The sequence below is a fragment of the Cupriavidus campinensis genome (assembly GCF_905397395.1).
GTDB classification, from domain to species: Bacteria; Pseudomonadota; Gammaproteobacteria; order Burkholderiales; family Burkholderiaceae; genus Cupriavidus; species Cupriavidus campinensis.
In genome coordinates this window covers 15,642-25,273 of record NZ_CAJPVH010000047.1, presented here as the reverse complement: position 1 = coordinate 25,273, position 9,632 = coordinate 15,642, and the positions used below count along the sequence as shown (strand labels likewise).

General features: G+C 65.5%; 17 protein-coding genes. 1 reads left to right on the top strand and 16 read right to left on the bottom strand.

What is annotated here, in order from left to right; translation table 11 throughout:
* Nucleotides 1-4: 4 nt before the first annotated feature.
* The 12 genes from KHO18_RS21575 to KHO18_RS21520 all read right to left on the bottom strand — a co-directional run bounded on the left by KHO18_RS21575 (nucleotide 5) and on the right by KHO18_RS21520 (nucleotide 7,546).
* Nucleotides 5-1,696: a terminase large subunit gene (locus tag KHO18_RS21575; protein WP_211943855.1), complete on the bottom strand. Its 1,692-nt coding sequence runs from the start codon at nucleotides 1,694-1,696 to the stop codon at nucleotides 5-7.
* On the bottom strand, nucleotides 1,693-2,034 hold the full coding sequence (locus KHO18_RS21570; RefSeq protein ID WP_211943854.1) for a hypothetical protein: 342 nt from the start codon (nucleotides 2,032-2,034) through the stop codon (nucleotides 1,693-1,695). Before KHO18_RS21570 ends, KHO18_RS21575 begins: the two co-directional genes overlap by 4 nt.
* A 192-nt stretch (nucleotides 2,035-2,226) precedes the next feature.
* Nucleotides 2,227-2,721, bottom strand: coding sequence for an HNH endonuclease (locus KHO18_RS21565; RefSeq protein ID WP_211943853.1), 495 nt, complete (start codon nucleotides 2,719-2,721; stop codon nucleotides 2,227-2,229).
* Nucleotides 2,722-2,743: 22 nt separating this feature from the next.
* On the bottom strand, nucleotides 2,744-3,145 hold the full coding sequence (locus KHO18_RS21560) for an HNH endonuclease signature motif containing protein (RefSeq protein ID WP_377731467.1): 402 nt from the start codon (nucleotides 3,143-3,145) through the stop codon (nucleotides 2,744-2,746).
* Complete coding sequence (locus tag KHO18_RS21555; RefSeq protein ID WP_211943852.1) at nucleotides 3,142-3,645, bottom strand: hypothetical protein; 504 nt, start codon at nucleotides 3,643-3,645, stop codon at nucleotides 3,142-3,144. Before KHO18_RS21555 ends, KHO18_RS21560 begins: the two co-directional genes overlap by 4 nt.
* Nucleotides 3,646-3,771: 126 nt before the next feature.
* Nucleotides 3,772-4,401: a hypothetical protein gene (locus KHO18_RS21550; protein ID WP_211943851.1), complete on the bottom strand. Its 630-nt coding sequence runs from the start codon at nucleotides 4,399-4,401 to the stop codon at nucleotides 3,772-3,774.
* A complete protein-coding gene (locus KHO18_RS21545) occupies nucleotides 4,398-4,595 on the bottom strand; it encodes a hypothetical protein (RefSeq protein ID WP_211943850.1) in 198 nt (65 codons plus the stop codon). The genes KHO18_RS21550 and KHO18_RS21545 overlap by 4 nt, the downstream gene beginning before the upstream one ends.
* Nucleotides 4,592-4,876, bottom strand: a complete 285-nt coding sequence (locus KHO18_RS21540) for a helix-turn-helix domain-containing protein (RefSeq protein ID WP_211943849.1) — start codon at nucleotides 4,874-4,876, stop codon at nucleotides 4,592-4,594. Before KHO18_RS21540 ends, KHO18_RS21545 begins: the two co-directional genes overlap by 4 nt.
* Entirely contained in the window at nucleotides 4,873-5,292 is a 420-nt protein-coding gene (locus tag KHO18_RS21535) for a recombination protein NinB (protein ID WP_211943848.1), read from the bottom strand. The genes KHO18_RS21540 and KHO18_RS21535 overlap by 4 nt, the downstream gene beginning before the upstream one ends.
* 111 nt (nucleotides 5,293-5,403) lie before the next feature.
* A complete protein-coding gene (locus KHO18_RS21530) occupies nucleotides 5,404-5,961 on the bottom strand; it encodes a hypothetical protein (protein WP_244844982.1) in 558 nt (185 codons plus the stop codon).
* 8 nt (nucleotides 5,962-5,969) lie between these two features.
* On the bottom strand, nucleotides 5,970-7,361 hold the full coding sequence (dnaB, locus tag KHO18_RS21525) for a replicative DNA helicase (protein ID WP_211943847.1): 1,392 nt from the start codon (nucleotides 7,359-7,361) through the stop codon (nucleotides 5,970-5,972).
* Nucleotides 7,358-7,546: a hypothetical protein gene (locus KHO18_RS21520; protein WP_211943846.1), complete on the bottom strand. Its 189-nt coding sequence runs from the start codon at nucleotides 7,544-7,546 to the stop codon at nucleotides 7,358-7,360. Before KHO18_RS21520 ends, dnaB begins: the two co-directional genes overlap by 4 nt.
* On the opposite strand from KHO18_RS21520, the gene KHO18_RS21515 reads away from it, so the two are divergent.
* Nucleotides 7,545-7,814, top strand: a complete 270-nt coding sequence (locus KHO18_RS21515; RefSeq protein ID WP_211943845.1) for a hypothetical protein — start codon at nucleotides 7,545-7,547, stop codon at nucleotides 7,812-7,814. The genes KHO18_RS21520 and KHO18_RS21515 overlap by 2 nt on opposite strands.
* Nucleotides 7,815-7,819: 5 nt before the next feature.
* On the opposite strand, the gene KHO18_RS28525 is transcribed toward KHO18_RS21515, so the two are convergent.
* From KHO18_RS28525 to KHO18_RS21495, 4 genes are read right to left on the bottom strand one after another with little or no spacing between them, the layout of a single operon-like run.
* Nucleotides 7,820-8,779, bottom strand: coding sequence for a YdaU family protein (locus tag KHO18_RS28525; RefSeq protein ID WP_244844980.1), 960 nt, complete (start codon nucleotides 8,777-8,779; stop codon nucleotides 7,820-7,822).
* Nucleotides 8,776-8,949 carry a hypothetical protein gene (locus KHO18_RS21505; RefSeq protein WP_211943844.1) on the bottom strand — a complete coding sequence of 58 codons (174 nt, stop codon included), beginning with the start codon at nucleotides 8,947-8,949 and terminating at the stop codon, nucleotides 8,776-8,778. The genes KHO18_RS28525 and KHO18_RS21505 overlap by 4 nt, the downstream gene beginning before the upstream one ends.
* An 8-nt stretch (nucleotides 8,950-8,957) precedes the next feature.
* Nucleotides 8,958-9,143 carry a hypothetical protein gene (locus tag KHO18_RS21500; protein ID WP_211943843.1) on the bottom strand — a complete coding sequence of 62 codons (186 nt, stop codon included), beginning with the start codon at nucleotides 9,141-9,143 and terminating at the stop codon, nucleotides 8,958-8,960.
* Complete coding sequence (locus KHO18_RS21495) at nucleotides 9,140-9,526, bottom strand: XRE family transcriptional regulator (RefSeq protein WP_211943842.1); 387 nt, start codon at nucleotides 9,524-9,526, stop codon at nucleotides 9,140-9,142. Before KHO18_RS21495 ends, KHO18_RS21500 begins: the two co-directional genes overlap by 4 nt.
* Nucleotides 9,527-9,632: the final 106 nt, after the last annotated feature.

The following is a 9,632-nucleotide window of genomic DNA, read 5'->3' as shown; positions in this document are numbered from 1 at the left end:
GACCTCAGAGGTAGCGGATACCGCGTTTTTCGTAGACGGAAGCCTTCTTGGCCGCCGGATTCAGGGATAGGAGCGCGACTGCATTGAACAGCGCCATCAGCGGGTCGATCTTGGCCGTCCCGCTGGCCTGCTTCGTGATCAGGATGGCATTGCCCTTCGGTTCGACCTTGGCATTTCCGACGCACCAGTTCATCAGCTCAGTGCCGCCGTGCCACAGCGTGCCTTCGGCCAGCTTTCGCTCGGTAGTCTTGATCGTGCCGTTCAGTTTGTAGCCCTGCGGGATGCCGACGATCATGTCCTCGCCGTTTGCGTTCTTCTCCGGGATGCCGGCCGCCACCAGCGCATCCAGCACGGCACCGATGCCGCTCGGGTCGACGCCGATCTTGTCCAGCAGGCCCGCCTCGTATATCAGTAGTACATCCTGCGCGAGCTGCTCGACGTCCTCGCCGATCTGGTCGACGATCACGATTTCGCCCGCCTTCTCCAGATCCAGCAGCTTTGGCGCCTCCGACTTCCGGCGCTCCAGCACCATCGGGTGGGCCCAAGCCTTGCACCAGGCCAGCCATTCGCCGGTCTCCCGGTCGCGGCCCGTGGCCGCCAGCCCCAGCAGGTCATCCAGCCCGCCGCCGTCGATCCCGACGTCGATTACCTCGCACCGGCGGATCAGATCGGCCAGCGTCAGGCCCGCGCGCGCCTGCTGCTCCCAGATCAGCGCCCCAGCCCAGCTGTCGGACCGCAGCGCCAGCCCGATCTCGACATTCAAGTGCTGGGACGCCCACGCGCGCAGCTCTTCCTCGCTGGTGTCGCGCGCCGTCTCGAACTCCTGCACCAGGCGGTCGATCGTGATCGACTTGCCGGCGTTCGGCGTCACCATCGACCAGTTCGCCGGGTCCCGCCAGGCGTCCTGCTTCTTCTGGATCGCCTCGGGCAGTTCGTACAGCACCGGCAACATGGCGCCGCGCTGGCGCCCGTCGCGGATCGCCCTAGCCTTCAGCAGCTCGGCGCGGAACACACCGGCCGGCGCCTCTTCGCTCTGCGTGGTGATGAAGGCCAGGAAGGCCTCCGGGTACGGCAGCATGCCGCCCCGCAGCTGACGGATGGCGCTGGCCGCCTTGCTCATCTTGGCGACCACGTGCAACTCGTCCACCAGCACCGCCACCGGTTTCTGGCCGGTCAGCGCCGCCGGGTCGAACGACATGATCTGCAGTTCGGCCTTCGTCTCCCGGTGGACGATGGTCTTCAGGTGCTCGCGCACGTGTAGCTTCTTCGACAGCACGTCGTCGAGCGCGATGGCGCCGGCCGCCGCGTCAAAGGCGAGCTGCGCCACGTCCTGGACGGGCGCCGTCATGATCAGCGACGCGTTCGGCCGCTCGTTAAGCAGCAGCGCGGTCAGCATCAGCAGCGCGCCGTTGGTCGTCTTGCTGTTCTTCTTCGGCACCAGCAGGAACAGCTCGCGGATGGCGCGCTGGCGCGTGACAGGGTCCAGCGAGCCGAACAGCGCGCGGACAATGTCGCGGAACCACTCGCCGCCGGCATCGGCCAGCGTCGGCGTGCCCGGCACGTCCGCCAGCCGCAGCTTGTTGAACACGGCCACGGCACGCTCGCCGCGCGCAACATCGATCGGCAGGTCCGGGACCAGTGACCGTCGGCCGGCCAGGCGCTCTTCCCAGTCCGGACAGGACAGATCCCACGTCATTGCAGCGCGGCCGAGCCGGGCAGCAGGTCCTGCCAGTCGGTGCCGGCCTGCGCCGTCATCGCATCAGCGTGCGCCTGCTCCTTCTTGCCCTTGGCCGGCGTCTTGGCCTTGCCGGCGGCGGGCTCGTCGGCCGGCAGCGGCGTGGCAGCGGCGCGCGGCGGCGGCATTGCGGTGTACGCCTTCTGCGCAGCCACGTTGCCGCGCTTGGCCGCCGCATGCATCGCCACCAGAACCTCCAGCCGCTTGGCGTACGCGCCGTGCGACAGCTCCGCCTCGAAATGTTTCTCCAGCGTGTTGCGGGAAATGCCCAGTCCGATGGCGATTTCCTCGTGCGACATGCCCGCGCCAGCCGCAATAGCGACCTTCCGACGCGCTGCCACAGTCGGTTTATATGTCGGTCTCGCCATTTTTCGGATTCTGCGCAATAACCCAGCCGGGCTGAAATTCCGGTGGAGGAAAAAAACCTCTGCGTGGGGGAACGGGCGGTCTAGGCCGAAAAGGTCACCTAGACTTCTTATGCCCCCCTACCCTCACGCTAGATGTGCGTGCAAATGCCCCCAACGGCCACCCTGGGCGAGCTTTGTGGGGTAATGCCGGCTCAGACCGAAGGCGGACGCCACTGATGCATCGCTCTCTCCTGCCTGCACACGGCGCACCACCTCGCGCACCTGTGCATCCGTCAGCTTTCTGTGATGGGCGAGCATGCCTTTGCCAACCGTGCCATGTAGCACCGCATCCTGTGCGTTCTCTGCATGGGTGCCCCATGCGAGATTGGACAAGCGGTTGTCCAGAGGCTTGCCATTCAAATGCCTGCACACATGGCCATCGGGGCGAGGCCCAACGAAGGCGAGTAGCACCAGTCTGTGAACGGGACGCTTCAGAACCCTACCGCCGACGCGCACCTTCACGTGGGCATAGCCCTTGACGACGTGCTCATACAGCGGCGTTGAATATCCGGTGTACGCGCTGTAGACGTGACCATCCACCCCGGCAGCGTAGCCGGGGTAGCCAGGGATCTCTTTCATAGGGGTTACCTCGACGTGAGCCTTACAGGCCTCGGTTCTCTTCTCGCTGCTTATGCGAAGAATGGTGATGCATACATAACGTGGCCCAGTTGCCCCGATCCCAGAACAGCGTCTCATCACCCCTATGGGGGATGCGGTGGTCCACCACGTTCCCATATGGCAGGGCCAGCCCGCGCGCCGCGCACTCAAGGATGACGGCTGCCACGGCGGTGACCACGATGCGCCGCTCCTTCAGGCAGTACTCGCAGAACGGATGCTCGCGGAGGTGGGCCGCCCTCGCCTGCTGCCAGCGGTAGCCATAGCCACGCTGGGCGCTGGTCAGGGCACTGGTGCGCCAGGAGCCCGGCTGCATGGTCGGGGTGCGGCTACCTGCCGGCGCCACCCTGCCGCCCAGCATCGGCAGGCGGCCGCGCTGCTTGCTCACTGCCAGAGCCCGAAGGCGTAAGCCAGCGCTGCGCCAACGCACACCATGCCGAAGACGCCCCACCCGACGGCGGCAGCCGAGATCGCCGGCTTGCGCGCCGGACGTGGCTGAGGGATAGGGTTCTCCACGATGGGCCGTGCATGGTGCCGGCGGATCTCTGCCATTGCGGCATCTTTCGCCTGCTGCATTGCAGCGACAATCGAGGCTGGGTCACCTTCTACCGTGACCCGATGTTCAATGTGGACCTCGTCCCCGAATGCCTGGTCTGGCTCTCCGCGCACTGTGCCGCCAGTCGGCACGAGCTGATATGTCCGGACCAGCGGCCGGGGGTCGAAGCCTGCCGCGTCATCTGCGCGCGGGTGGTAGGTGCACTTGACCGTCACCGCTTCGTCCAGCGCGCATCGAAGCTCGAAGGCAATCGTCTCCTTCGGGAGGCCGAGCGCATCCCTCAGAGCGAGCACGAAGGGGTTGCCATTGGCGAGGATGGCTTTGGAGGGCATGGAAGACGTCCGGTGCAGGAATGCAAAAGCCCCGCCGGGAAATGATTCCGGGCGGGGCTTGCCGTAGCATGAGGCGAATTTAGCGCATTTGTTTCAACAAAGCAAGGTCCGAAAGCCCGCCAATCCTTACGCAGTAACAGATTGCGCCGAATCGCACGTTGCACGGTCTGGGACGATGCCATGGGCGATGAATGACGGCTCCAGCCGCTCGATCGCCAGCACCTCCAGCTTCCGAAAGTTCTGGTCCATCCAACGGGCGGCACGGAACAGCGTTGCCGGCGATCCGCCATGCTTGTCGGCCAGCGCGCGGAAGGTCAGGTCCTGCCGCTGCTGCTTGGGCAGGTAGTGCCGAGCGGTCAGGTCCAGCAACAGGGTTAGCGCCGTGAGACCACTGGAGCGGCGCGCGTAAGCCGCCAGGCGCTTGCACCCTGCCAGCTTCTCGGGACCGTGGCCGAAGCGCGCCAGCACCGCCGCATACTCTGGACTGGGCAGTCGAGTCCTCACCGCGTCCGTGATCATGGCGCACTGCGCCCGGTATTCGTCCATTGAAAGGCTTCCGCCATAGCCTCTTTCCGAAACCTCGCCGCGGAGTTCCGTGAGCCAGCGCTCTTGTGCCAGTGTCGGCTGATCAAGTGCCTCCAGCAGCTGGATCAGCATATTGCGGAACGGTGCCTTCTGGCGCGGCGGCAAGGACAGCACCAGGTAGGAAACGTGCAGCGCGTGCGAGACGTCTGCGAACAGCGGTTTGTCGGTCATTTCATTTCCCCGTAAGACTGGCAACGCTTGCCGTGATTTCTTCGTTTTCCGCCCGGCAGCAGCTTCGTGCAGACCGTGTGCGTGGTGCCCATCAGCCGGGCCGCCCTCTCCCACTGGCAGCCTTTGCAGCTGCGCGCCTCGTTCTGTTCGTAGACCTCGGCGGGGTCCCGGTACATGTAGGCCGGCAACGTCATGCGTCGACCTCACACCCGATAGGTTGTATTTCCGCTTTACAACGTAGCGGTTGTACGGCGGCCGGTTCGTCCAACCCGCACAGCCAGTCCAGCGAGCAGTCCAGCGTCTGGGCCAACCGCACCGCGGCCTCGATGTTGGGCGATCTGGCCTCGTCCTCGTACAGGTAGATGGTCCGGAAATCGACACCGGTCAGCTCAGCCAGCCCCCGAACGCTCCACCCCTTTTCCAGTCGCGCCCGTTTGAGCCGCGGGCCGAACTGCGTGATTCGTGGCAGCGTCATGCGAGCACTCCATCGAACGACACACCGAAGTCATTCGCCGCGTGAGCCTGCACCAGGGTCAGGTAATCGCTGAACTCGCCGACCGAGTAGTCGGACGTGGACTTGCGCACCAGCAGGAGCCGGCCGTCGGGCAACTGCTTCTCCGTCTTCACCCCGTACAGGTCCGCGAAGTACTCGTGCCAGGTGTCCTTGTCGTACTGGCGCCCGTCCACCCACGCCTGCTCGGCGATGTCGCGCAGCACCACGCCCCAGTAGTAGCGGTTCGACTCGTTGGTGCGCCGGCGCTCGTCGGCGGTGACTATCAGCCGGATGGGCGTGCCCTTCTCCGCGCAGGCGGTGGCGTTGGCCTTGATGAAGGCCAGCACCGTGGGCCAGATGCCCGGCGACTTCAGGACGAACTCGCGGTACAGCGCCATGGCGTCAGATCCCCGGCCTCGCCAGCCGAACGCCCTTCCAGCGCCGGCAGCTCGATGCGCGGTGGCCGAAGCCGCCACAGTAGGTGCAGTAGCCGTTCCAGTTCTTGTCCATCATGCCTCCTGCTTCCGTGCGTACTCGAGCAGCGCCAGGGCGTCTGCGTGGTTGTCGTCGACGACGCGGTGGCCGCGCCCGCGCATGGCCGCGACCATGGCGTCCTTGTTGGCGTTGCCCTTGCCCGTGGCCGACTTCTTGATCACCGGCACCGGCACGCCGACAAGCCGCACGCGGTTGCGGTCCGCCCATGCTTGCAGGTGCGCCTCGAAGCCGCCGTAGACGTGTGCCGCCTGGACGGCGGTGTGGCGCAGCACCAGCTCGTAGTAGATCGCCTGGATCTCGCCCGCCTGGCGCGCGCGCTCGCCGAGGAAAGCCGCGAACTTCAGCCACCGCTGCCCGGGCCCGTCGTTGCGCTTCGGCGCAAAGGACTCGCTGCCGCTGTGCAGCGCCCCGTCTCGCATGCCCAGCGCCCAGCCAGTGGTGGTGCCGATGTCGATGGCCAGGATGTTGGCGTTGCAGAGCGGTCCGCCCACTGTCGGCGCCTCATTTGAGGTCGGAAAATCGGAAGTGGCCGGTCGGTCCTGGGCCGTCACGGTGGCGAAGAAGTCGGTCATGGGTTTCCTCACAGGTCGGCGGCGATGCCGCGCTTGCGGACGGCCGGGCCATGGCTGAGCATCGGCAGCGGGCCGGTCCATTCCTCGAACTTGGTCAGGGCGCCGCGATAGAGCAGCGGCACGTCGCTCAGCGCGCCGTTACGGTTCTTGCGGATCAGCACCTCGGCGTAGCCCCGCAGCGCTTCGTTGCCCGGGTCGTACATCTCCGGCCGGTGCACAAACAGCACGACGTCTGCGTCCTGCTCGATATCGCCCGAGTCGCGCAGATCGGACAGGATCGGCTTCTTGTCCGGCCGGTCCTCGTTCTTCCGGCTCAGTTGCGCCAGCGCGATCACCGGCACGTTCAGTTCCTTGGCCAGCGCCTTCAGGCCACGCGAGTAGGCGCCGATCTGCTGGGTGCGCATCTTTTCCTCGCCGCCGGTCATCAGCCCGAGGTAGTCGACGATCAGCACGTCCAGCCCATGCTTGCGCTTGTGGGCCTTGGCCTTCGTACGCACCTCCAGCAACGACATGGCCGGCGTGTCATCGATGGCAAACCGCATGTCGTTCATGGTCTGGATGGCGTACGTCAGCCGCGGCCAGTCGGTGTCACCCAGCCGGCCGCTCAGCAGAGCCGACAGGCCGATGCCGCCGCGGTTCGCCGCAGCCCGGGCCACCAGCTCCTGATCGGACATCTCCATCGAATCGAGCAGCACGCTCAGACCAGCGTCGGCCATGTTCAGGCCCATGTCGGTCGTCAGCGCCGTTTTGCCCATGGACGGGCGGCCAGCAACGATCACCAGGTTGCCCGGGTGGAACCCGCCGTTCAGCGCCGCGTCGAGCGATTCGAGCCCGGTGGAGATGCCGGCCGTCACGCTCCCGTGGTAGCGCTCGTCAACGCGCTCGACGAACTCGTTCATCAGGTCGTAGAGCATCTTCGGGCCACGGCTGACACCGACCTGCGCCAGGTGCGCCAGCAGCCCCTGGGCCTTGTCCACGATCTCGCTGCCCTTCATCGCGCTGGGCGTCTCGACCAGCTCGAGCACCTTGCGCGCGGCCACCGCCGTCTCGCGCAGCAGCGCGCGGTCGCGCACGATCTCGGCGTAGCGCCCGATGTTCGCGGCGCTCGGCGTGTTCTGGGCCACGGCGCTCAGGTACGGCAGGCCGCCAATGCGCTCCGCCCGCCCCTCGACCTGCAACTGCTCGAACACGGTCAGCACGTCCGCCGGCTTGTTCGCCGAGACGAGCCGGACGATTGCCCCGTAGATCACACGGTGGTCGTCGCGGTAGAAATGCGCGACGTCCAGACCGTTGATGCGGTCGACGGCGTCGTTGTCGAGCAGCAGGCCGCCCAGCACCGCCTGTTCCGCCTCGACGCTGAACAGCGCCCGGGCCTGCGGGAAGTCGTCTGGCGCGTTCATCGGCGTTGGCTGGCCGGGCCGACCACGTTCTTCACGACCTCGCCGCGCCAGAGAACGACATGGGCGGACAGCGAGGCGTCGAAGGCTTCGGGCTTTAGCCGGAACTGGACCGGCAGTGTCTCGTCATCGATGCGCGCCGGGATAAAATCCGCGTCACTCAACCAAATTACGCGCCCCTCAAGCATGAGCAATCTCCTGGATGATTCGTGGGTGGTGGCAATAAGCGACTACCAATCCCCTTCCCGCTTCGCGGTGAGCGTGGAGCCGTCGTTCGACATGCTGCAGCGCAACCTGGCAGCACTGAGCGACGGCCTGGCGCCGCCGCACTACACCGTGGTTGGCCTTTTTGAGACTGAGGAAGCGGCGCGAGACTGGGGCCGTCACATCCAAACGATGCGAAACGGCCGAGCGGACATCCAGGATCTGCTGACGCGACGACCGGAAGAGGATTGAGGCGGTCATGCGGTCACCTGCTCGTGGTAGCGCTCCTCGCGGATTTTCGTGAAGTTTTCCGCCTTCACGATCCACTCAAGCGATGCGACGAACGGCTTGCGGCCTGGCTGTGGCCGCGTGCGGCCCGTCAGGAAATCCGATTCGGCGATGTACGCGAACAGCTTGCGCCAGTAGTCCAGCGTCTGGCGCTTCGGATCTTCGTTCCACCGGGCCCGCAGGGCTTGAGCGCGTGCAGGCGTCCAGTCGCGAATGCTTGGGCACATCGGCAGCAGCTCGTGGTACAGGGCTACGATGGCCTGATGCGGGCAGTCTGGCCTCCCGGGCTTCCGGGGTTTCCCCGTGTCCGGTTCGAGGACGAGATCGGCAGCGGTGTCGCTGTCGACGACCACTGCGTCAGCAGTGGTTAGGGTGTTATCTGGGTAGTGGTTAGTGGGAGGTGGGGAGTGGTTACCCATGACAGGTGCCATGACCGATTCCGTGACCGGTTGTGACATGTCACAGTTTTCAGGTGTGACAGGTTGTGACGTCACACGTGACAACATGGCTTCGAGTTCACGCATCGGCGTGTCGTAACGCGGCACGATGCCATGACCGGCCAGCACCTCGAACATCGCCTTGCGCCGTTCGCGTGACTTGCGCTGGCGCTCCCGGTTACCTTCCTTCGAGTTCTTCTTCTCGGGCTGCTCGGGGCGGTCCCAGTACTCGGCCAGGATCTCCATGGCCCGCTTCTGGATGAAGCCGTCATCGCCCTTCTCGAAGAACTTGCCCACCACGTAGTCCACCGCCTTGCGCTCCGCCGGGCTGGTGGCGCGGGCCATTCGGTAGACCTCTTTGCGGTCCAGCGGCAACGGCTTCTCGGTCTGGTAAAGCTGGTCCAGGAGGCGGCTGTACGCGCCGTCTTCCAGCATGCTCAGCCCGACCGTGTCGCGGATGTAGTCGCCAATGTGGCGCTCGTAGTAATTCATTGCTGCGTCCCCGGCACCACCTGTTTCAGCATGGCCTGAAGCGCGTCGATCTCGCGCTTCGCCTCGGCGCACAGATGCAGGCGGGCGCCACGCGACTCGGCGGTGGTGATCCGGTGCAGCAGCTCGTCGATCCAAGCGCGCTGGGCTCTCAATGCCTGCTGTGCTTCCATGTGCGTCCTCAGTGCTGCGTGTTCTGCTCGGCCAGCAGGTCGTGAAGGCCCACCGTCTCGAACGCCTGCGCGATGCGCGGGTCCTGCATGGCGTCGGCCAGTGCCTTGGTCATGCGGATGTCGTCTCCCCCGCCCTGCTCCACCGCGTCTTCCATCGCCTTCTTGGCCACTTCGATCGCTTCCAGGTAATTCATGCACCCCTCGCCGCCAGCACCGCTTCCATGATGGTCAGGGCCCCGCGGTGCATGAGGTACTGGCTGAGAATCCGGTTACCCAGCACGCGCTCGACGTCGGCGATCTTCTCGGCCGGCAGGGAGCGGCGCGGGTTGCCCTTGGCGTTCAGGGCATCGCGCTGGAAGTAGTCGCTGACATGCGACGGGTAGAGATCGGCCAGGGCCGCCAGCGCCTGGAGCGTCAGCCCCGCCTGGGTGCGGCGTTCCCACGCCAGCGCGCAGGCGTCGCGGTAGGTGCTGCACGTTGCGATCTCAGCGTCGGGCAGAAACCGCCCCTTGCCGTTGATGAAAAAGCCTTGAGACCCAGTACCGGCGCCGGTTTCCGGCTGTTCGGCTACCCGCATTTCTTCTTCTCCTGATTGGAAAATTCAATCGATTCCACAGTTGCTTCCACAGTTGGCCGGGGGGCCAAATGAAGGCGTCGATTAACGACGCCTTCTTCACTTTTTG